Here is a 21,773-nt window from a genome sequence, read left to right as displayed (position 1 = left end):
CTGGAAAGCCAGGAAAAGAGTGAGGTTGAACGAGGGTTTATCGGTCCTGGAAGACGACCTCCCGAACCGCTCTGACGCCGTTTTGGCGATGGAGTTGGACGAAGATGTCGACGACGCGTCGGACGTGGTCGACGACGTCGGTGCGGCGCAGGTTGGCGCCCGCCTGCAGGGCCATCAGCGCCAGCTGGTCGACCGCGCCGGCCGGGTCGTCGGCATGCACGGTGGTCATCGAGCCGGGGTGGCCGCTGGACACCGCGCGCAGGAACGAGAAGGCCTCGGCCCCGCGCAGCTCGCCCAGGATGATGCGGTCAGGGCGCAGGCGCAGCGAGGCCTGCAGCAGGTCCTCGGCCGTGACCCGGGCTTCGCCTTGGTCGCCGCGCGTGGCCACCAGGCCGATGGCGTTCGGATGGACCAGGCGGATTTCCGGCGCGTCCTCGATCAGCACCAGGCGCTGGTCGAGAGGGACTTCCTTCAGCAGGGCGTTGAGGAAGGTGGTCTTGCCGGTCGAGGTGCCGCCGCTGACCACGATGTTCTTGCCCGCCCGCACGGCCGCAGCCAGGAAATTGCGGACGTCGCCGGCGTCCAGGAAGGCGCGCAGGATGGCGTCGGAATTGGTCTTCGGGGCCAGGGCTTGGGCGAAGGCGCCGGTCGAGGCGTAGTCGGTGAGGCTGAGGTCGCTGACGACGTGCTTGCGGATCGCCATGGCCAGGCCTTCGCGCGTCGCCGGCGGAGCCACGACCTGCACCCGTGCGCCGTCGGGCAATACGGCGGACAGCAGGGGGTGCTCGCGGCTCACGCCCTGGCTGGACAGGCTCGCGACCTGCCGGGCCAGCCGCCAAAGGTTGGTCTCGTCCAGGGCGGGGACCTCGACGCGTTCGGCCGCGCCGCCCAGCCGCTCGACCCACAACTCGCCGGGGCGGTTGACGTAAAGGTCGGTCACCGCCGGATCGGCCAGCCAAGGGGCCAGGGGCGCGAGATAGGCCTCGAGATAGACGCCCAGTCCTGAAGAGGGGAGCTTCGGTGCGTGGGCGGTCATCGGCGCACGCCCGAGAAGTCCAGATCGCGGGCCACGAAGATCGTCACCGGCGCGCCTTGGGCGGTCTGGATGGTCGGCGAGACCTGGTCGCTCTTCATCACCGTGCCGGCCAGGTTGGCCGCCTGCGCGGCGGAGCCGATATAGATCTGCGAGGTCGAGCGCGCGTTGCCGACGGCGGCGACGCCGGCGTTCAGCACCGACATCAGGATCGAGCCGCCGAAGCGGCCGAAGAAGTGGCGGTCGACCTTGCCCTCCAGGCCGCCGCGACCCAACGGGTCGGCGGCCGGCGAGGCGATCTGGATCGAGACGCCGTCAGGGCGGATCACTCGCGTCCAGATGACGAAGACCCGAGAGGCGCCCAGGGCCACGCCCGACCTGTACTGGCCGATCACGCGACTGCCGCGCGGGATCAGCACGGTGGAGCCGTCGAAGCTCTTGATGTCGCGCGTGACCATGGCCCGGGCCAGGCCCGGCAGGTCGGAATTGATCGCCGTCTCCATCACCGCCGGGATCACCGCGCCCTGCGGGATGACAGCGTCCAGATCGCGCATGGCCGTGGCCTGAGCCGGCTCGCTATCGCCGGCCGACAGGCGGCCAGCGAACATCTCGTCGGGGGTCAGGCCCACGTCGGCGGGCGCGGTCTTGCTCATCGGCAAGCCCGGCGTCGTCTCGGCGCTGGCCTTGATCAGGGCGGGCGCGCCGCCGAAATCGACCACCAGGGTCGGGGCGCGACGGCGCTGTTCCAGGTCGACGGCCGGAACCGGCGGCAGCGGCTCGGCGCTCATGGCCGCGACCTGGGCGGGGGTCGGCGGCAGGCTGTTGTTCTCGGTGAACTGCGGGCCGGGGATGACGGGCGCGGGCGCCGGTGGGGGCGTCAGGGCAGTCGTGGCCACGACCTCGGCCTTGGCGGGGGCATGCGGACGCGGCTGGGCGTCGGCGCGATGGCCGGCCATCCACAGGAAGACGCCGATCCCCAGCACGCCGAAGCCGGCCATGATCACGGGCGTCGGCAGGCCGGCATGGGCGCGGGCGACCACGGGGCGGACGTGGGCGTCGGCGGCGGCGAGGTCGTCCCGCACATCCGCGGACTGGCGCGGGTCGAAGGTGCTCATCGGGCGGCCTCCTGATGGGCGGAGAAGGCGCCGTTGACGACGGTCAGGCTGGCCTTGCCCGAGCGCAGCACGAAGCGCGGGGCCAACTGGTCGACGACCAGATAGCCATCGCGGACCACGGCGTTGGCCAGGCCCTCGACGCCGTCGGCGCCGACCACGAACACGGCCGGCAGGTCGGCCTGGGCCGGCCAGGCGAAATAGGTGGCCGCGCCGTCGTCGAAAACCTTGGTCGGCTGGATGGCGGCGTCGCCCTTGACCGCATAGGCGCTGTTGCGGACCACGGGCGCGCCCGGCGGCGGCGCGGTCGTGACCACCATCGGCGCGGGGGCGGGGACCAGGAACCGGACGACATAGGCCAGGTCCTTGCTCGAGGCCTTGGGACCCGCGACCACCAGCTCGAGCACGTAGCGGCGGCGGTCGGTCACCACGGTCATGTTGGTGGCGGCCGTGCGGTCCAGGGGCTTGAGGAACAGCAGGTTGGCCTTCTTGTTCGGCGTGACCTGCCAGCCCAGGGCGTCGCCGATCGAGACGTTCTCGATCCGCTCGTCGGGCGCGAACTCCAGCATCGTCTGGATGCCGAAATAGCCGGTCAGGCGCACGACCTGATCGGGGTCGTAGGCGACGGTGCGGATGCGCGAGTCGATGGCGCCGGGCCGGGGCGTGTCGGCGGCCAGCACGGGACCGGCCAGGGCGGTCGCCCCGATGGAGGTTAAGGCCAAGACGGCCAGCAGCGTGCGGGGGTAAGCGCGGGTCACTGGTCTCTCCGGGCGCTGGAGGCGGCGCGGCGGGGGGCGGGGGAGCGGCGATAGCTGTGGCCGAGCGGAGCGCTCGGAGCCGCGTAGGCGGCCTGAGCGGCGGTCGCGCCGCGATCCGAGACCACGGTCAGTAGGCGCGGACCGATCGGGTCGGACGGGGCGGAGGCCGCCTCGCGACGGTCCAGGGCGACAGCCGCCGCGGCGACGGCGGCGGCGCGGCTCGGCGGCTCGACCCGCGAGGCGGCGTAGCGCGGGGCTTCCGGCGCAGCGGCGATGTCGCTCCAGGCGGCGCTGGCCAGGCCGCGCGGCAGGCGCAGGCCGGCGGCGATGACGCCGATGGCGATGGTCGCCAGGATCATGACCAGGGCGAAGACCAGGGTCAGGACCAGCACCGTCACGGCGGGCGCGATGTCGAAGGCGGCGAACTGCTGGGCCGCGCGCGCCTCGGCCAGGGCCTTCAGCGCTGGGGCCAGCATGGCCAGTTCCAGCGATAGCGTCAGGACGGCGACCAAGGGGGTCAGGGCCAGGGCGATCATCGCCTTCAGCCAGCCCTCGACCAGGCCGCGCGTGGCCTCGAACAGCATCAGGCCGGCGACGAGCGGTGCCAGGACCAGCAGGATGGCCAGGACGACCTTTGAGGCCAGGAGGACGCCCAGGGTCGACAGCAGCAGGGTCATGCCGCCGGCATTGACCGCGAAGGCGCCGAAGCCGGGACCGCCCTGCATCGCCGCCGCGCCGGGGCTGGCGCGGCTGGCCATCAGGGTCGCGGACTTCTGCAGGCCGTCGAAGGCGTCCTGCAGACCGGCGAATGGGTGGACCGACTGGCCTTGCAGCCCGCCCAGCAGCAGGGCGGCGACCTCGGCCGGGCCCTTGGTCAGGGTGTCGTAGACCAGGGTCTGGAACAGCGGCCAGTTGGTGGCCAGGGCCACGACCAGGCCGATCTTCAAGACCATCACGGTGGCGTCGCCGATGCGGACGCCGCCGCGTCCCAGCAGCAGGCGATAGCCGATGAAGACTACGTACAGGGTCATCAGGCCGGTCAGCAGCATGGCCACCGGCGAGCCGGGACCGGCCAGGGCCGCGTAGCCGCTCGTGGCCAGGTCGTGGACGCGGCAGTCGACCGAGCCGATCAGGCCCTGGACCATCGGCGCATCGACGGGCGGTTGCGCGCAGGAAGCGACAGTCATGCGGCCCTCACCAGCTTCTCCATCCAGCTGGATGGGTCGTCGCCCAGCTGTTCGCGCAGGGCGTCCAGCTTGCGGACGGTGGTCTCGCGGCCCGACAGCACGGTCAGCAGCTCGGGCGAGCCGGCCAGGTTCAGGCGGGCCACGACGCTGTCGGTTCCGTGCTTGATCAGGAAGCAGCGCGACGTGTCGGGCAGGGTCTTGACCAGCTCGAACTCGTGCTGGGTCAGGCCGAAGCCCTCGCAGTAGTCCTTCGCCTGCGCCTTGGGGTTGGCCATGAAGATCTGGGTCGCGGCCTGCTCGATGATGGCGCTGGCGATGCGGCTCTCCAGCGCGTCCTGGGCGCTCTGGGTGGCGAAGCCGACCACGCCGTTGCGCTTGCGCAGGGTCTTCTCCCAGTCGCGGATGCGTGCGACGAAGACGTCGTCGTCCAGGGCCTTCCAGCCCTCGTCGATGACGATCAGGGTCGGATGGCCGTCCAGGCGCTGCTCCACCCGGTGGAACAGGTACATCATGGCCGGGGTGCGCAGGACCGGATCGTCCAGCAGCTGGGTCATGTCGAAGCCCAGGGTCGGCTGATCCAGGTCCAAGCCGTCGGCTTCGTTGTCGAACAGCCAGGCGTGCTCGCCCGCGCCGTGCCAGGGAGCCAGACGCGCGGCCAGATCGGCGGCGTCGGGACGGCGCGCGCCTCGGAACAGTTCGGCGAACCAGCGCAGGCGGCGCAGGGCGTGGACCTGGTCGTAGCTGGCGTCGACGGCGTCCTTGATCCGCGCGGCGTCGTCGGCCGACAGGGGCTCGCCAGGGACGGCGACCAGCCTGGCGACCCACTCGGTCAGGAAGCGGCGGTTGGCGGCGCTGTCGGGCAGGGCCAGTGGGTTGAAGCCGGTCGGCTGGCCCGGACGCAGGGTCTCGTAGCGGCCGCCGATGGCGCGCAGGAAGATCTCCGCGCCGCGATCCTTGTCGAAGAAGACGATGCGCGGGCTGTATTTGCGGGCCTGGGCCAGCAGGAAGTTCAGCACCACGGTCTTGCCCGAGCCCGATGGGCCGATGACCGTGAAGTTGCCCAGATCGCCCTTGTGGAAATTGAAGTGATAGGGGCCGGCCGAGGTGGTCTCCAGCAGGGTCACGGCGTGGCCCCAGTGGTTGTTCTCGGCCTGGCCGACCGGGAAGTTGTGGCCGCTGGCGAAGCCGGCGAAGTTGGCGGTCGAGATCAGAGCTTTCCGGGCGATGTCCTTGAAGTTGCCCGGGAACTGGGCCCAGAAGGCGGGCTCCAGATTGATGTCCTCGCGCACCGCTATGGCGCCCATCTCGGTGAAGGCCGACATCGCCTCGGCGGTCGAGCGGTCGAGGCTTTCGAGGCTCTCGCCGCGCACCAGCACGGTCAGGTGATGCTCGCCGAAGGCGGCGCGGCCCGAGACGACGTCGTCCTTGGCGCGGGTCAGGTCGGCGCGCAGGCTGAGGCCGTCATCGTCGGCGGCCTTCATGCGGCGCAAGGCGAGGTTCATGCGCTCCAGGGTCGGCTGGCGGTCGACGAACCCGAAGCTCTGGGTGACGACCATCTCGCACGGCAGGCGCAGCAGGTCGTCCAGCATCCCGGGCGTGGTCTGGGCCGGATAGTCCTTGATCGAGACCATGGCGCCGAAGCCGCGCGCCAGGGCGCCGGCGCGCGACAGCTCCAGCGTCTCCAGGCCGAAACTGGCGCGGCGATAGGGCAGGTACTCTCCGGCGTCGCCCTGCGGGACCAGCACCGGCCGCATCTCGCCGTTGTAGAGGCAGGACAGAAATTCCAACGGTTCGGAGCAGCGGCCAGCCGCGCCGTCATAGGCGCCCAAGACCCGCGCACCGTAGGGGGCGAGGGCCGAGATCAGGCTGTCACGGGCGCTGTCCAGCTCGCGGCGGTCGGCGGCCTGGAGGGCGGCGACCTCGGCCTTGCCGGTCCCCTTGAGAGCGCGCAGGAGGCCGTCGATGACGCCGCCATGGCCCTGCAGCGGGCGGCGGACGATCGTCAGGAACAGGTCGTTGACGTAGAGCTTGCGGGCGGCGAGGCGCTCGCTCCAGGTCGCGTCCAGCCGGGCGCTGAAGGGGTCGCCGAAGGCGCCTTGCGTCGTGGCGTCGACCTGGCGGCGGACGATGTGGTGGTAGATGGCGAAGCGCGAGGAGGCCAGGCCGCGCAGCATCACGTCGCGCACGGCCTTGCGGTAGTTCAGCTCCTCGCTGTCGGCCGTCTCGAACGGCAGGCCGGCCAGGTGGATGACCTGCATCAGCAGGCCATCGCGCGTCTCCAGCGTGACGTCGTCCAGGTGGCGGGCATAGGGCAGGCGCTTGCCGGCCGTCTGCTCCTTGCTCGCTTTTGGGCGCGGGTTCAGGCGCTGTAGCTGTTGCATCGCCAGGCTCGGAAATTGGGTACGCGGGGACAGCGGCTGACCTTGGTCAGCCAGAGATCGAAGATGCGGGGTTCGCGCAGGCAGGCCGCGTAGCCGATCGCGTGGATCACCAGGGCGGCGGCGATGGCCCAGAACGACTTGGTGATCAGGAAGAGCTCGGCGGTGACCACGCCGTTGATCACGAAGTAGCTGTAGGTGACCCCCGCGAACATCTGCGGGCGGGTCAAGGCGCCGAACACCACGTCGCGATCCAGCGGGGCGACCATGGCTCAGGCGGCTCCGGCGGCGACGCGGATGCCGCTGACGATCGTCGTGGCCCCAAACAGGATGAAGCAGCCCAGGATGACCGTGGCGCCGTAGCGCCAGTTCAGGCGGCCGGTCAGCATCAAGAAGCCGACGGCGGCCACGGCCATGACCGCCACGGCGGTGGCGACATTGCCCATCAGGGTGCCCTGCAGCCAGGTCACGCCGGCCAGCAAGGCGCTGGAGCCCTGTGGATCGGCCTGGACGGCCTGGGCGTGGGCCTGGGTGGCGGCGGAGGCGAGGGCGGCCGCGAGGGCCAGAAGGGGCTTACGCATCACTGGGAGGCTCCGAGGGCGGGGGCGGCGAGGGCGGACCCGGTCGCGGCCATGCGGCCGAGGATCGAGGTCACGTAGGCTTGGGTTTCGGCATAGGGCGGCACGCCGCCGTGCTTGCGGACGGCGGCGGGGCCGGCGTTGTAGGCGGCCAGGGCCAGGCGGACGTCGCCGCCGAACTCCGACAGCATGCGTCGCAGATACATCGTCCCGCCGCGGATGTTCTGGGCGGGGTCCCGAGGATCGACGCCCAGGTCGCGAGCCGTGCCGGGCATCAACTGCATGATCCCGATGGCGCCCTTGGTCGACTGGGCCTGCGGGCGGAAACGGCTTTCGCGCCAGGCCACGGCGTCGACCAGTCCGGGATCGAGGGCGTAGGCGGTGGCGGTGGTCGAGATCTGTCGGCGCACGGCCTCAACGCCCGGCGCCATGTCGCGTTGAAGCGGTTGCGGGGCGGGGGCGATCGCCCGCGCGCCGTCCTGCGTGAAGATCGAGGGACCGTCGAAGCGCGTCACCGCGCCATCGGCGCCGATCTCCAGCACCTGGGCGGCGACCGGCGTCGCCAGCAGGCAGCCGATGGCGACGAGCGCCAGTCGCGTGGCCTGGCGGGCGGTATCAAACGTCACTGACGCCCCCTCAAGTTCGCATGCCAAAATCGACACGGTTAATTGGTATCCGGGGCGGCGATTGAGTGTAATGCGGCAGGTTATCGCATTTAATTTTGTTTTAATTGTCAAAAATACTGTTTAGTGCGAGGAATTACTGTGCTTAAGCTTCGGATAAAGTCGGATTTCAGACTTATCTAAATTCTTAATCGATGGTTAATTTGGACTGGTGTGTGATCGAATACATAACAGCGTTGCGAGCATCTCGTTCGCGAGGATCAAGATTGCTTGCCTGTGGATAGAATCACTAGGCAGCGTACGTTCAGGTGCGTTGAGGGGTGTTGCATGTTGGCGTTGCACAAGACACGGGAGTGGCTGATCCGGAACTTCGCCGGAAGCCTGTTGGTGGGTTGGCTGGTGATCGCGGTGGTGGGCTGGAGCATCATCCACGGCTGATCGGCGATTTCTCAACCGCGGCGGGGCTTCCTTTATGGCGCCCTTGCAACTTGGTTGAGAAACTGACGGAACGTCGTCATCTGAAAGCCCGGCTTCTGCGTTGAAAGCTTGTCCAGACGCCGGAACCGACTTTTGCCGCTTGATATCGACGACCTGAACCGACTGCTCTTCCAAACCGAACAGGCCCGCCGCCTGCTGGTCGGCGATCGGTTGAGCCGACACGGGATCGTCTTCGGGCAATGGCTGGTGCTCGACGCCCTCTACAAGGAAGGCCTGTCGTCGATGACCGGTCTGGCGGCCGCGATCGGCGCCGACCGGACCACCCTGACCCGCACCATCGATGGCCTCGTCGCCGCCGGCCATGTCGAGCGCCGGACGCCGGCCGAGGATCGCCGCCTGGTGGTCGTCGATCTGACGCCTGACGGCAAGGTCCTGGTGGAAGCGGTCTTGGCCAGCCTGGGACCGACACACGAGAGCGTGTTCGCGGGGTTCTCGCGCCAGGATCTGGACGCGCTATCGGTCCTTCTTGCCCGGTCGCTGGCGCAGATAAAGCTGGCCGCTGTCGAAGGCCCAAGGCCCAAGGCGATCGTCCGACTGGAGCGGGGGCGGCTGCGCGCCAACGATGTGAAGGGACGATCGCGTCCTCGGCCCTAGGTCGACTTCGGCCAGGACATGGCCTGCCTCGTCCAGAATAGTCATCAGCCATGGGCCCGGCTTGGCGAACGCTTCGGGATAGTCGCGGACGAGGGCTGCGCCCAATCTCAGGGCCTCGCGCCGGGCTTCGTCGAGGTTGCGCAGCAGCGCGCCTTCCGGATCGGGGAAGTGTTCAGGCGAGACGACCTCGAACCGAAACCTGCGCATCACACCCTGCGATCACGCTGAATGCGTCGACTCGGAAACGCAGCTCGGACAAAAAGGCGCCGCATTCCGGCAAGGAGGGGTTGAAAAAGCGACCGCGCCTTCGCCCATGGCGCGATAGCCCAATTGCGGCTTGAGCCGCGTATTCGTTCCGCTTTTTGCCGTTGAGCCCCTTGTCGCAACGGCTTTCGCCGATGATTGCGACAGCACGCCCCATGAACAGTGACTTGCAAAAAATGGAAAGCAATCGCAGCATGTGAGCAATTGATACCGGTGTCATAAGAGCGCCGTCCTGGGAGGGAACAAGAATGACTTCATCGGAAAAGGTACGTCTGCGCGCCCGCCTGCTCTGCGGAGCGGCCGCCCTGGCTTCGGTCATGGCCGCCGGCGCCGCCAGCGCCCAGCAGGCCGCGCCGCCGGCCAGCGACGACACCGTCGAGGCGGTGGTGGTCACCGGCTTCCGCAACAGCCTGGCGCAGGCGCTGAACGTCAAGCGCTCCTCGGCCGCCGCGGTCGACGCGATCTACGCCGAGGACATGGCCAAGTTCCCGGACCTGAACCTCTCGGAATCCATCCAACGCATTCCGGGCGTCGCCATTTCGCGTGACGCCGGCGAAGGCCGTCAGATCTCGGTGCGCGGCCTGGGCGCCCAGTTCACCCGCGTGCGCATCAACGGCATGGAGGCGCTGACCACCTCGGGCGGCACCGACGCCTCGGGCGGCACCAACCGCAGCCGCTCGTTCGACTTCAACGTTTTCGCTTCGGACCTCTTCAACCGCATCACCGTGCAGAAGACCGCCTCGGCCGAGACGGAAGAAGGCTCGCTGGGCGCGACCGTCGACCTGAACACCGCCCATCCGTTCGACAAGCGCGGCTTCAACTTCGCGGTGTCGGGCAAGATGGGCTACAACGACCAGGCCGAGAAGGCCTCGCCGCGCATGGCCGCCCTGATCTCGAACACCTGGCGCGACGACACCATCGGGGCTCTGTTCTCGATCGCCTATTCCAAGCGCGACCTGCTGGACGAGGGCGCCAGCACTGTGCGCTGGCAGACCGGCACGGCCACTTCGCCGGGCTTCCGCAGCGTGAAGGGCGTGACCTGCGCCACCAACGCCGCGGCCTGCGCCGAGGCCAACGGCGCCGTTCACCCGCGCATCCCGCGCTTCGACTGGTATCGCAACAAGCAGGACCGTCTGGGCATGACCGGGTCGCTGCAATGGCAACCGGACGACAAGACCACGGTCTCGTTCGACAGCCTGTACGCTTTGTTCAAGGGCCAACGGAACGAGGACTTCCTGGAGACCTTCACGCCCCAGACGGCCGGCGCCTGTACGGCGACCTCGCCGGCCTCGTGCGGCATCAACCAGGTGGACGTGATCGACTACACGATCAGCACGCCGCGCTCGAACTTCCCGGTCATGACCAAGGCGACGCTGAACAACGTCGACCTGAAGACCGAACAGCGCTTCGACAAGCTGAAGACCGAGTTCCGCCAGTTCACCCTGTCGGGCGAGCACGAGTTCACCGACAAGCTGAAGGTCAAGGGCGTGCTGGGCTTCTCGAAGTCCACCTTCTCGAACCCCGTGCAGAACACGGTCCAGTGGGACCAGTACAATGTCCAGGGCTACAGCTGGGACTATAGCGGCGGCGACGCCTATCCGGTCATCAAGTACGGCACCGGCGACACCACCAACGCCGACGCCTGGACCCTGGCCGAGATCCGCATGGTCCAGGGCTTCGTCGACAACAGCTACAAGACCGCCCAGTTCGACGTCGCCTATGACTTCAGTGACAACCTGAAGCTCAAGGGCGGCCTGTCGTATAAGGCCTACGGCACCGACAGCACCGCCTTCGCCCGCTCGAACGGCACGACGGCCAATATCAACCCGATCTCGTCGGCCGAGCTGAAGGCCATCCCGCGTTCATCCTATGCTCAGACGATCGACTTCTCGAGCCTGAGCCTGCCGGCCGGCAACGTGACCTCGTGGATCACGCCGGACCTGAGCAAGGCGATTTCCATGCTGCACATGGACGACGTCAACTACGGCAAGACGGTCACTACGACGCCGGGCACGGTGTGGACCAGCCCGTTCGGCAACTCGTGCTTCACCGCCGGTTGCGGCATCTACAACCTGGGCCGGGAGCCCAGCCTGGGCAGCAACTACTCGATCGACGAGTGGGACACGACGGGCTACGTCCAGGGCGACTTCAAGTTCGACGCGTTCGGCGTGCCGGTGCGCGGCGACCTGGGCGTCCGCTACGTCAAGACCCGCCAGAAGGCGCTCGGCTATGGCGTGGTGCCCTCGACCGTCAGCGGCGTGAACTACCAGACGATCTCGGCCACGACCGCCACGCGCTCGTACACCGACGTCCTGCCGGCCATGAACGTGGTCGTCGAGCCGACCGAGGACCTGCTGCTGCGCTTCGGCGCCGCCAAGGTGATGTCGCGTCCGAACCTGGGGTCGCTGACGCCCGGCGTGAATATCGGCACGGGCAGCAACAAGACCGTGACCTCGGGCAATCCGTTCCTGGATCCGTACCGCGCCAAGACCGCCGACGCGGCCATCGAATGGTACTTCCAGCCGGGCGCGCTGCTGTCGTTCGCGTATTTCTACAAGGACATCTCGACCTTCGTTCAGAGCTACACGTCGCCGCTGTCGACCTTCGACAAGAACCCCTTCAACCTGCCGGACAGCGCCGCGGTCGCGGCTTGCGGCAGCACCCCGGGCTGCGCGCCGGGCCTGCCGGTCTGGCAGTTCAGCACCTCGGTCAACACGCCGGGCGGTCCGCTGAAGGGCTTCGAGATCAACTACCAGCAGCCGTTCACCTTCCTGCCGGCGCCGTTCGACAAGTTCGGCTTCCTGGGCAACTACACCCACGTGACGTCGGAGGTGACCTACCTGTCGTCGACGGGCGCGGTGGCGGCCGTCGGCCCGCTGACCAACCTGTCGAAGAACAGCTACAACGCTACGATCTACTTCGAGAACAAGAAGATCAGCAGCCGCGTCTCGGCCGCCTATCGCAGCAAGTACCTGACGCAGATTCCGGGCCGCAACGGTTCGGACGTGGAAGGCACCAAGGCGACGCTGAATTTCGACGCCTCGCTGACCTACACCCTGAACAAGAACCTGGCCTTCACCTTCGAGGCCGTGAACCTGACCAACGAGGTCCAGGACCAGTACTATGACAGCAGCCAGCTGGTGTCGTTCTACCACGAGACGGGCCGCGAGTTCTTCGCCGGCTTCCGCTACACCTTCTAGTCCACGGCGCGGCGCGGTTCCTCGGGACCGCGCCGCTTCCGCTGTCGGCGGAGGCTTTTCGATGTCCAGACTTCCTGATCGCCGCTCGGTCGTGCTGGCCGGGCTGGCGGGCCTGACCGCCGCGCCGGCCTGGGCCATGCCCCGATCCCTTTCCGGGCGCTTCGACGCCATCCTGTCGGCCAAGCCCGATCCACGCGCGGCCAAGAGCTACGCGACCCTGGCCGAAGCGCTGGACGCCGCGCCGGCCTCGGGCGAGCGTCCCTTCCGCATCCTCGTCCCGGCCGGGACCTGGCGCGAGCAGGTGACGGTGCGCAAGCCCAACGTCCATCTGGTGGGCGAGGGCAGGGCGACCAGCGTCATCGTGTTCGACGAGTACGCCGCCGGCCGCAACCGGCCAGGCGGTCCGCCCGAGATCGCCACGGTGACTGTCCTCGCGCCCGGTTTCCGCGCCGAGCGCCTGACCATCGCCAACGACTTCGATTATCCCCACAACATGCCGGCCGAGGTCGACTACGACCGCACCGGCGCCAGCGGGGCCCAGGCCACGGCGCTGAAGCTGGGCGAGGGCTCTGACCGGGCCTATTTCGAGGACGTGGCCCTGACCGGTTGGCAGGACACCCTGTTCACCGACGTCGGCCGCAGCCTGTTTCGCAACTGTTTCATCAGCGGTTGCGTCGACTTCATCTACGGCCGGGGCGTGGCGGTGTTCGACCGTTGCGAGATCCGCTCGCGCACCCGTCCGGGCAAGGATTTCCACGGCTTCATCGCCGCCCCCGACACCGACCGCCGCCAGCCCTACGGCCTGGTGTTCCTGGATTGCCGCCTGACGCGGGACCGAGACATGCCCAAGGCCACGATGGCGCTGGGCCGGCCCTGGCGGCACACCATGACCTTCCCGGACGGCCGCTATGGCAATCCGGACGCGGTCGGCCAGGCCGCCTTCGTCCGGTGCTGGATGGACGACCACATCGTCCCCGAGGCCTGGTATCCGATGCACTACAATCTGAAGGGCGGGCGCCGGGCCATGTACCAGCCCGAGGACGCGCGCCTCTTCGAATACGCCAGCCGGGGTCCCGGGGCAGGCAGGCCGTCCAAGCGGCGTCGCCAGCTGACGGCGGGCGAGGCCAAGGCCTATACGGTCTCCAACCTGCTGAAAGGCTGGAGACCGTAGCGCGACCTACATCGGGCCGACGCCGCCGCCCGGCGTTCCGAAGTCGAAGGCCGGTTCGCGCGGTCGGCGCGGGTTCGGAACGCCGTTGCCGCCGAAGCCGTAGGTGAAGCCGACGAAGATCGCCCGCAGGTCCAGGTCCATGGTCCGGCGGTCTTTCAGGGCGGCGGTGTTGATGACCAGCTTGTCGCCGAAGGTCTTCAGCGCGTCTTGGACCGTCACCACGCCCGACAGGCGGTCGTTGAACTTGTGGCGATAGCCCAGGTTCAGCATACCGGTCGGCTCGCGATAGCCCTGCGGCGTCAGGCGCTTGCCGATGGCGAAGCCGCTGACCTGGACGAAGTCCTTGGGCGTGGCCTGCACGTTCAGCGCCGCGTAGCCCGAGACAGTCCAGGCCGAGCGCTTGTCGGGGAAGCCCAGGTCGGTGGCGCCGATCTCGGTCCAGGCCGTATTGCCGCTGATCGTGTACGAGACCTTGGGCGTGATCCGGGCGTTGGCGACCAGCTCCAGGCCGCCGCTGCGGCTCTTGGCCAGGTTGGCCTTGGTGGTCAGCAGGGCGCCGCCCGGCAGTTCGCGCAGCACGTCGGTGACGCCGTCACGCGCCTCGCGCCAATAGAGCGTGCCCAGATAGTAGTTGAAGCCCTTGCGCATCTGGTAGGCGACCTCGAACGAGTCCGTGGTCTGCGGCTTCAGGCGCGGGTCGCCCTGACGGTAGTTATAGGGGTCCTGATAGATCCGGTACGGGTTCAGGTCGCCCGGCGTCGGGCGCTGGATGCGGCGGCTGTAGCTGGCGTTGACCTGGCGGCCGTCGTCGACCTTGTACTGCACGTGCAGCGAGGGATAGGCGCGCAGATAGTCATAGCCGTCCTTCAGGTTCGAGGTGACCTGGTTGGTGTCGATCTTGACCTCTTCGACGCGCAGGCCCGGCATCACCGTCCAGTCGCCCATCGGCCGGTTGTAGGTGACATAGAGGGCGTGGACCGTCTGATCGTACTTGAACTGGTTGGTCAGGGACGGATCGACCGTCAGCGACCCCGAGGTCGGTCCGCGGGCGCCGAAGTTGTCGTAGTCGTTGTCGTCGACCTGCAGCTCATAGCCGGCGACCAGCTTGGCGCCGCCGGGCAGGGGCCGTTTGTACTCGGCCTTGAGCCGGCCCTGGACCAGCTCGTCGCCGATGCTGACGTGCTCGACATAGGTCGAGGCCGTGGGAAGCTGGTTGAAGCCGTCGGCGTCGTTGATCTGGCGGTCGCGGGTGCGCTCCAGGCTGGCGTGCAGCGTGAACTCGTGCTCGTCGCCGGACAGCTTGCGGCGCAGATCTCCCGAGACGCCGGCCACCGAGCGCTTCATCACGCCGTCGACCAGCCGGGTATAGGCGACGCTGGGTTTTCCGGCCGGATCCAGGCCCTGATAGGTCGCGCCGGCCTTGGAGTCGAACTCCATGTCGTTGTAGCGGACCTCGGCGCTGAGCCGGGTCTGCTTGTCCAGGTCGTAGTCGACCCCGCCGCGGGCGTTGTGCGACTGGCCGTGGCTGGCGAAGCCGATCTTCTGCCGGCTGGTCGCGTACTGGCCTGAGGCGGTGTCCAGGCGCTGGCGGTCGTCGGTGATCTCGCCCTTGGCCTTGTCGCGCCGCCAGCCGGCGTCGCCCGACAGGGTCAGGCGCTTGGTGTTGCGGGCCAGGGTGACGCTGCCGTTCTTGCGACCTTCCGTGCCGACATTGGCGCGGACCGAGCCGGTCGTGCCGACGCCGCGCTGCTGCTTGGTGATCAGGTTGATGATGCCGGCCGTGCCCTCGGGGCTGAAGGCGGCCGACGGGTTGGTCATCACCTCGACCCGTTCGAACTGGCTGGCGGGGATCTGCTGCAGCACCTGGCCACGGTTCTCGCCCTTGAACATGCCCGAGGGCTTGCCGTCGATCATGATGGTGACGTTGCTGTCGCCGCGCAGGCTGACATTGCCCTGCACGTCGACCTGCACCGAGGGGACGTTGCGCAGCACGTCGGCGACCGAACCGGTGGTGGCCTGCAGGTCCTTGCCCAGGCTGTAGCTGCGGCGGTCGATCGAGGTCTTGATGTCCTGGGCCGAGGGCGCGGTGACGGTGACGCCCTGCACCTGGTTGGGCTGCTCCTTCTTGGCCGGGGCGGAAGGCGTCGCTGTTTGAGCGTGGGCGCTGGCGCTGATCGCGGCCAGGCCCGTGGCGGCCAGCAGGGCGGCGCGGCGCGGCGGGAAGGTCATAGGGAGGTCTCCTCTGTTGCGAGGAACCTGCCGGAACGACTCAAAGCGTTGCAGTGCCTGGGATCACGCGTTCGAGGTGACGTTTGTCACCCCGCGATCAGCTGCGGGCGCAGCGACCTAGGCGGCCTTCAGCAGATCGTCGAAATATTCGATCGTCTTCATCAGCCCGACCTTCAGCGGCGCCGTCGGCGTCCAGTCCAGGTGCTGCTTGGCCAGGGTGATGTCGGGCTGGCGTTGGCGCGGGTCGTCGGAGGGCAGGGGGCGGTGGACCAGAACCGACTTACTGCCGGTCAGCTCCACGACAAGGTCCGCGAGCTGCTTCATCGTGAACTCGACCGGATTGCCCAGGTTGATGGGGCCGGTGACGTCGTCGCCGGTGTTCATCAGGCGGATCAGGCCCTCGACCAGATCGTCGACATAGCAGAACGAGCGGGTCTGATTGCCGTCGCCATACAGGGTGATGTCCTCGCCCTTCAGCGCCTGGACGATGAAGTTCGACACCACGCGCCCGTCGTTCGGGTGCATGCGCGGGCCGTAGGTGTTGAAGATCCGCGCCACCTTGATCTGCAGCCTGTGCTGGCGCCAGTAGTCGAAGAACAGGGTCTCGGCGCAGCGCTTGCCCTCGTCGTAGCACGAGCGGATGCCGATCGGATTGACGTTGCCCCAGTAGCTCTCGACCTGCGGATGGATCGAAGGGTCGCCGTACACCTCGGAGGTCGAGGCCTGCAGGATCTTGGCCTTCACCCGCTTGGCCAGGCCCAGCATGTTGATGGCGCCGTGGACGCTGGTCTTGGTCGTCTGCACCGGGTCGAACTGGTAGTGCACGGGGCTCGCGGGGCAGGCCAGGTTGTAGATCTGGTCGACCTCGACATACAGCGGCATGGTCACGTCGTGCCGCAGCAGCTCAAAGCGCGGATTGGCCAGGTTCTGCGCCACGTTCAGGCGTGAGCCGGTATAGTAGTTGTCGACGCAGAGCACTTCCGCGCCGGACGCCAGCAGCCGGTCGCAAAGATGCGAACCGACGAAACCCGCGCCGCCCGTGACCAGAATTCTCTGCGTATGCATGGACCCACCGACCTTCCGGAGACTCAGCGCCGTACCGCAGTTCTACAGCGGGCCGAGCGCTGGCTCCAAGGCGGTGTTTGTCAGGTGGGAGATGTCGTCTCGTCGCCGAACGCGCGGGGTTCGCGGTCGATCCGCGGTTCAACGGCCGCCGCGGCGCGAGGGCTCCTGGCCAGGACGCGCGGCTGGACAGGCGTGACCTCGCGGGTCGTCAGCTCCTCGGCCGCGAAGTCGTCGACCGCGATCACCTTGGCGACGGCCTCGTCGGCGGCCGCCAGGGCGCTGGTCTCGTCGGGCGTGAGCAATCCCTTGTCCAGGCCATCCTTCCAGTTCCGGACACCCTGGTCCTTCAGGCGATCGTGGATCGGCTGGGTGGCTACGACGCGCTCGAAGGCGTCGATCAACTGGCCGATCGCCTCGTCCTCGCCGCCGACATAGACGCCCTCGACCAGGCGGTCGCGGGTGGGCGAGGGGTGGAGGATCAGGTCGGCGCAGGCGCGGGTGACACGGTCCGAGGGGCCTCGCCGGCGGGCCCCGAGCGGCAACACGGCCGCCCGCAGCAGCCACCCCGCCAGGCGGTTGGGCAGGTTGGCGAAGATCTCGTCGAAGCGCTGCTCGATCGTGGCGAAGGCGGTCTGGGCGCACCAGTCCAGCAGCGGGAAGTCGGCGTCCTGCCGGCCCTCGTCCTCCCAGCGCTTCAGGGCGCCGGACAGGAAGTACATCTCGGAGAGAATGTCGCCGAGGCGGGCCGACAGCATCTCCTTGCGCTTCAGTTCCCCGCCCAGGGTCAGCAGGGCGATGTCCGAAGTCAGGGCGAAGGCGGCGCTATAGCGGCCCAGCTTGCGATAGAAGCGGCTGGCGCGGCCGGCGTCAGGCGCGGGCGACAGGGCGCCGTCGGTCCAGGCGCGGGCCGTGGCCCTGATCCCATTGCGCAGGGCGTGGGCGACATGCTCCCAGAACGCCTGGTCGAAGTCCGCCAGGCCCTTGGCCTCGTCATCCTCGCCCAGCGCCAGGATTTCGCGCAGCATGTACGGGTGGGCCCGGATCGCGCCCTGGCCGAACACCATCAGGCTGCGGGTCAGGATATTGGCGCCCTCGACCGTGATCCCGACCGGCACGGCGCGGTACTGGCTGCCCATGTAGTTGCGCGGGCCCTCCATGATCGCCTTGCCGCCGTGGACGTCCATGGCGTCGTTGACGACCGTGCGCATCCGCTCGGTCGCGCCGGACTTCAACAGGGCCGAGATCACCGACGGATGCTTGCCCATGTCGAGGCCGGCGCAGGTCAGCCGCCGGGCGCCGTCGACCAGGTAGGCGTTGCCGGCGATGCGAGCCAGGCGTTCCTGCACGCCCTCGAACTTGCCGATGGCGATGCCGAACTGCTGGCGCACCCGGGCGTAGGCGCCGGTGGTCAGGGCGCTGTAGGCCGCCGCCGCGCCGGACATGGCGGGCAGGGAGATGCCGCGCCCCGCCGCCAGGGCGGTCATCAGCATCTTCCAGCCCTGGCCGGCGCGCTCGGCGCCGCCGATGATCAGGCCCAGAGGGATGAATACTTCCTCGCCCCAGTTGGGACCGTTCTGGAAAGTCTGGAAGGCCGGCAGGTGCCGGCGGCCGATACTGACCCCGGGGGTGTCGGTCGGGACGAGGGCGCAGGTGATGCCGATGTCTTCCGCGCCGCCCAGCAGGCGGTCGGGATCGCGCAGCTTGAAGGCCAGGCCCAGCACCGTGCAGACCGGTCCCAGGGTGATGTAGCGCTTGTGCCAGTTCAGGCGTACGCCCAGCACAGTTTCGCCCTTCCAGGTCCCGCGACAGACCACGCCCTCGTCGGTCATGGCCGAGGCGTCGGAGCCGGCCTCGGGGCTGGTCAGGCCGAAGGCGGGGATCTCGCGCCCGTCGGCGAGGCGCGGCAGCCAGTAGTCCTGCTGATCCCGGGTCCCGAACCGCAGGATCAATTCGCCCGGACCCAGGGAGTTGGGCACCATCGCCGTCACCGCCGCCGAGGTCGAGCGGGTGGCGATCTTGCGGACGATCTCGGCGTGGCCGAACGCCGAAAAGCCCAGACCACCGTGTTCCTTCGGGATGATCATGCCGAAGAACTTCTCGCGCTTCAGGAAGTCCCAGACCTCAGGCGGCAGGTCGCGGGTCTCCCAGGTCATGCGCCAGTCATCGAGCATGGCGCACAGGGTCTCGACCGGACCGTCCATGAAGGCCTTCTCGTCGGGGCTCAGTGTCGGCTTGGGAAAGGCGAGCAGTTCGTTCCAGTCGGGATCGCCGGTGAACAGCGCCGCGTCCCACCAGGTGTCGCCGGCCTCGATGGCGTCGCGCTCGGTTTCCGACAGGGCGGGCAGCACGCCCTTGGCCCATTGGAAGATCGGCCGAGTGATCGTGTCCCGGCGGGAAAATGAGCTCATGACGCCACCTCTTTTCTACGCGTGGCATCAACGCCGGGCGGACGCGACGGCTCCGAGAAAACGACGGTTTGTCAGGCGTCGCGCAGCACCGCCAGCCGTTCCAGCCGAGGCGCGGCGTAGTCCAGGAACGCCCGCGCCAGCGGCGGCATGAAGCGGCCGCCAGCGGTGAGCAGTTGGACGGGCAGGGGCGGGGGCTCGAAGTCGGGCAGCAGGCGCACCAGCCGTCCGGCCGCCAGGTCGTCGGCGACCTGGTAGGAGAGGGCGCGGCCGATCCCGTGGCCCGCCAGCACGGCGGCCAGTGCGGCCTCGACGTCGTTGATCCGCAGGCGCGGATCCAGCCGCACGGCGCGGGGCCGGCCGCCGGCCTCGAACCGCCATTCCGGCGTGGCCGAGACGGCCGTGGTCAGGACGGTCTCGTGGCGCGCGAGATCGGCCGGTGTCTTCGGCTCGCCGCGCCGGGCGAGATAGGCGGGGGCGGCGATGGTGACCCGGCGAACGCCGCCCACCCGCCGCGCCACCAGGCTGGAGTCGGCCAGCGCTCCGATGCGCAGGGCGACGTGCAGCTCGGACTCGATCAGGTCGAGGTTGCGGTCATGCAGGGTGACCTCGGCGCGCACGTCCGGGTGTTCGGCCAGGAAGGCGTTGATCACCGGCGCCAGGTAGCGGCCGCCGAACACCGTCGGGCCCGTGACGCGCAGCAGGCCGCGCACGGCGTCGGGGGCCGAGGTCTCCAGCGCCGCCTCGTAGTCGGCCAGCAGTCGGCGGGCCCGCTCGGCCAGTTCGCGGCCGGCCTCGGTCGGGGCCAGGCGCCGCGTGGTGCGTTCGATCAGGCGCGCGCCGGCCCGTTCCTCCAGCGCCGCCAAGGCCCGGGTCATGGCGGCGGGCGAACGCCGCAAGCGCCGCCCGGCGGCGGCCAGGCCGCCGGCGTCGATCACCGCCACCAGCAGGGAAAGCTCGTCGAGGCGATCCATCCGCAATTCCGTGAAATGGAAAAATATATTGCGGATTTGTTCAATTCATTGCGTTGCGCGCAATGGCCAATATGCCGTCATCGCAACGCGCCGGAGATCTCCCATGGCCGCCATCGTTCTGCACGGCACGGGCCTGTCGGGGCACACCCACCGGGTGGCCCTGATGCTGAACGCCCTGGGCCTGAGCTACGTGTTCGCGGACTCGCCGAAGGACGTGCGGGCGTCGCCGGCCTTCCTGGCGCGCAATCCGCTTGGCCAGATTCCTGTGCTGCAGGACGGCGACCTGACCCTGGTCGACAGCAACGCCATCCTCGTCTATCTCGCGCGCCGCTACGCCCCGGACGGTCCCTGGCTGCCGGAGGAGCCGGCCGCGGCGGCCTCGGTGCAGCGCTGGCTGTCGATCGCGGCGGGCGAGGTCATGCACGGCCCGGCGGTGGCGCGGATGATCGCGCTGTTCGGCCTGCCCGACGACCCGGTCCGCGCCGCGCGGATCGCTGGCCGGGTCCTGATCTTCATGGACGGCCACCTGGCGGACAGGACGTTCCTGGCCGCCGACCATGTCACGCTCGCGGACCTGGCCTGCTACAGCTACGTCGCCCACGCGCCGGAGGGCGGGGTGTCGCTGGATGCGTATCCGAACGTCCGGGCGTGGCTCGCGCGGGTCGAGGCCCAGCCCTGGTTCCAGCCGATGCCGGACTTCGCCCAGGCCGCCAAGGCCGCCCAAGAGGAGGTCGCCTGACATGGACCAGCCCTTCCACGCCGGCGAGCTGGCCGCCCAGGCGCGAGCGGGCCTGCACGCGCCCGGCATGACGGGGATCCGGCCATTCATGCCCGACCAGCACCGGGACTTCTTCGGAATGCTGCCGTACCTGTTCGTCGCCACGGTCGACGCGGCAGGTTGGCCGATCGCCACGGTGCTGACCGGCGAGCCGGGCTTTATCGACAGTCCCGACCCGACCACCCTGGTGATCCATGCGACGCCGCGCGAGGGCGAGCCAGGTCACGAATTCTTCAGCGCCGGCCAGCCGTTCGGGGCCCTGGGTTTGGACTTCGCCACGCGCCGCCGCAACCGCGCCAACGGCGTGATCGAGGCCGCCGACGCTGGAGGTTTGCGCCTCAAGGTGCTGCAAAGCTTCGGCAATTGCCCGCAATACATCCAGACCCGTGACGTCGAGACCGCGCCGGCGTCGATGGTTCCGGCCGAGACGGTCGCTGTCGACGCGCCCGAAGTCCTGGCCCAGATCGCCGACGCCGACACCTTTTTCGTCGCCACCGCCTCGGGCGCGGCGGGCGCCGAGAACGGCGGCGTCGACATCTCGCACCGGGGCGGCCTGCCGGGCTTCGTCAAGGTCGTGAAGGGCGAGCTGGTCGTGCCGGACTTCCGGGGCAACCGGTTCTTCAACACCCTTGGCAACCTGGTCGCCGACCCGCGCGCTGCCCTGCTGTTCGTCGACTTCGACACCGGCGACCTGCTGCACCTGCAGGGACGGGTGGAGATCGACTGGGATCCGCCACCTGGCCGCGCCTGGCCAGAGGGCGTCCAGCGCCAGTGGCGGTTCAGGCCCGAGAAGGCCTGGCGGCGGCCCGCGGCGCTGCCGCTGCGCTGGGAGTTCGGCGATTTCTCGCCGGTGACCCTGATGACCAAGGCCTGGAACGCGGCGGCCTGAGGGCGCCAAGGTGACGAATGTCATGTCGGCCCGGTGA

At 68.8% G+C, this 21,773-nt stretch carries 18 protein-coding genes and 1 pseudogene; 5 read left to right on the top strand and 14 right to left on the bottom strand.

The genetic code is table 11. The annotated features are described in order from the left end of the window. Nucleotides 1-37: 37 nt before the first annotated feature. Genes virB11 through K8940_RS23855 form a run of 8 tightly spaced genes read right to left on the bottom strand, consistent with a single transcriptional unit; the run spans nt 38 to nt 7,672 of the window. On the bottom strand, nt 38-1,036 hold the full coding sequence (virB11, locus tag K8940_RS13845) for a P-type DNA transfer ATPase VirB11 (protein WP_223390539.1): 999 nt from the start codon (nt 1,034-1,036) through the stop codon (nt 38-40). After that, entirely contained in the window at nt 1,033-2,148 is a 1,116-nt protein-coding gene (locus K8940_RS13840) for a TrbI/VirB10 family protein (protein WP_223390538.1), read from the bottom strand. The genes virB11 and K8940_RS13840 overlap by 4 nt, the downstream gene beginning before the upstream one ends. Next, nucleotides 2,145-2,903, bottom strand: a complete 759-nt coding sequence (locus K8940_RS13835; protein WP_223390537.1) for a TrbG/VirB9 family P-type conjugative transfer protein — start codon at nt 2,901-2,903, stop codon at nt 2,145-2,147. The genes K8940_RS13840 and K8940_RS13835 overlap by 4 nt, the downstream gene beginning before the upstream one ends. Continuing rightward, nucleotides 2,900-4,090: a type IV secretion system protein gene (locus tag K8940_RS13830; RefSeq protein WP_223390536.1), complete on the bottom strand. Its 1,191-nt coding sequence runs from the start codon at nt 4,088-4,090 to the stop codon at nt 2,900-2,902. The genes K8940_RS13835 and K8940_RS13830 overlap by 4 nt, the downstream gene beginning before the upstream one ends. Further along, nucleotides 4,087-6,471 (bottom strand): VirB4 family type IV secretion/conjugal transfer ATPase, encoded by a 2,385-nt coding sequence (locus tag K8940_RS13825; protein WP_223390535.1) that lies wholly within the window; start codon nt 6,469-6,471, stop codon nt 4,087-4,089. Before K8940_RS13825 ends, K8940_RS13830 begins: the two co-directional genes overlap by 4 nt. Then, complete coding sequence (locus tag K8940_RS13820) at nt 6,450-6,737, bottom strand: type IV secretion system protein VirB3 (RefSeq protein ID WP_223390534.1); 288 nt, start codon at nt 6,735-6,737, stop codon at nt 6,450-6,452. Before K8940_RS13820 ends, K8940_RS13825 begins: the two co-directional genes overlap by 22 nt. A gap of 3 nt (nt 6,738-6,740) precedes the next feature. Beyond that, the gene (locus tag K8940_RS13815) at nt 6,741-7,049 is read right to left on the bottom strand and encodes a TrbC/VirB2 family protein (RefSeq protein WP_223390533.1); all 309 of its coding nucleotides are present in this window, start codon (nt 7,047-7,049) and stop codon (nt 6,741-6,743) included. After that, nucleotides 7,049-7,672: a lytic transglycosylase domain-containing protein gene (locus K8940_RS23855; protein WP_263285775.1), complete on the bottom strand. Its 624-nt coding sequence runs from the start codon at nt 7,670-7,672 to the stop codon at nt 7,049-7,051. Before K8940_RS23855 ends, K8940_RS13815 begins: the two co-directional genes overlap by 1 nt. Nucleotides 7,673-8,239: 567 nt before the next feature. Between K8940_RS23855 and K8940_RS13805 the strand changes: the two genes are divergently transcribed. Next, complete coding sequence (locus K8940_RS13805) at nt 8,240-8,761, top strand: MarR family winged helix-turn-helix transcriptional regulator (protein ID WP_223390532.1); 522 nt, start codon at nt 8,240-8,242, stop codon at nt 8,759-8,761. 57 nt (nt 8,762-8,818) lie between these two features. Here K8940_RS13805 and K8940_RS23950 read toward each other — a convergent pair. Both K8940_RS23950 and K8940_RS13800 read right to left on the bottom strand, forming a co-directional pair. Then, nucleotides 8,819-8,968 (bottom strand): annotated as a pseudogene (locus K8940_RS23950) (DUF6894 family protein); the annotation flags it as partial. Next, on the bottom strand, nt 8,934-9,221 hold the full coding sequence (locus K8940_RS13800; protein WP_223390531.1) for a hypothetical protein: 288 nt from the start codon (nt 9,219-9,221) through the stop codon (nt 8,934-8,936). The gene K8940_RS13800 and the pseudogene K8940_RS23950, both read right to left, overlap by 35 nt. A 52-nt stretch (nt 9,222-9,273) precedes the next feature. Here K8940_RS13800 and K8940_RS13795 point away from each other — a divergent pair, with 52 nt between their 5' ends. After that, nucleotides 9,274-12,225 (top strand): TonB-dependent receptor, encoded by a 2,952-nt coding sequence (locus K8940_RS13795; RefSeq protein WP_223390530.1) that lies wholly within the window; start codon nt 9,274-9,276, stop codon nt 12,223-12,225. A 61-nt stretch (nt 12,226-12,286) separates the two neighbouring features. Beyond that, nucleotides 12,287-13,396, top strand: a complete 1,110-nt coding sequence (locus K8940_RS13790) for a pectinesterase family protein (RefSeq protein WP_223390529.1) — start codon at nt 12,287-12,289, stop codon at nt 13,394-13,396. A 6-nt stretch (nt 13,397-13,402) separates the two neighbouring features. Here the strand turns inward: K8940_RS13790 and K8940_RS13785 are convergent, their stop codons facing one another. From K8940_RS13785 to K8940_RS13770, 4 genes are all read right to left on the bottom strand, one after another. Continuing rightward, complete coding sequence (locus tag K8940_RS13785) at nt 13,403-15,625, bottom strand: TonB-dependent receptor domain-containing protein (protein WP_223390528.1); 2,223 nt, start codon at nt 15,623-15,625, stop codon at nt 13,403-13,405. 117 nt (nt 15,626-15,742) lie between these two features. Next, nucleotides 15,743-16,690, bottom strand: a complete 948-nt coding sequence (locus K8940_RS13780; RefSeq protein ID WP_223390527.1) for a UDP-glucuronic acid decarboxylase family protein — start codon at nt 16,688-16,690, stop codon at nt 15,743-15,745. A gap of 80 nt (nt 16,691-16,770) precedes the next feature. Further along, on the bottom strand, nt 16,771-19,098 hold the full coding sequence (locus K8940_RS13775; protein WP_223390526.1) for an acyl-CoA dehydrogenase: 2,328 nt from the start codon (nt 19,096-19,098) through the stop codon (nt 16,771-16,773). A 71-nt stretch (nt 19,099-19,169) separates the two neighbouring features. Further along, nucleotides 19,170-20,069, bottom strand: coding sequence for a LysR family transcriptional regulator (locus K8940_RS13770; protein ID WP_223390525.1), 900 nt, complete (start codon nt 20,067-20,069; stop codon nt 19,170-19,172). A 103-nt stretch (nt 20,070-20,172) separates the two neighbouring features. On the opposite strand from K8940_RS13770, the gene K8940_RS13765 reads away from it, so the two are divergent. Together K8940_RS13765 and K8940_RS13760 are read left to right on the top strand one after the other, a co-directional pair. Next, on the top strand, nt 20,173-20,808 hold the full coding sequence (locus K8940_RS13765) for a glutathione S-transferase (protein ID WP_223390524.1): 636 nt from the start codon (nt 20,173-20,175) through the stop codon (nt 20,806-20,808). Between the two features lies 1 nt (nt 20,809). Beyond that, entirely contained in the window at nt 20,810-21,736 is a 927-nt protein-coding gene (locus K8940_RS13760) for a pyridoxamine 5'-phosphate oxidase family protein (protein ID WP_223390523.1), read from the top strand. Nucleotides 21,737-21,773: the final 37 nt, after the last annotated feature.

Origin of the sequence: Caulobacter segnis (genome assembly GCF_019931575.1) — a bacterium.
Taxonomy (GTDB): Bacteria; Pseudomonadota; Alphaproteobacteria; order Caulobacterales; family Caulobacteraceae; genus Caulobacter; species Caulobacter segnis_C.
The sequence above is the reverse complement of the archived record's forward strand: the minus strand, read 5'-3'. Positions and strand labels throughout refer to the sequence as shown.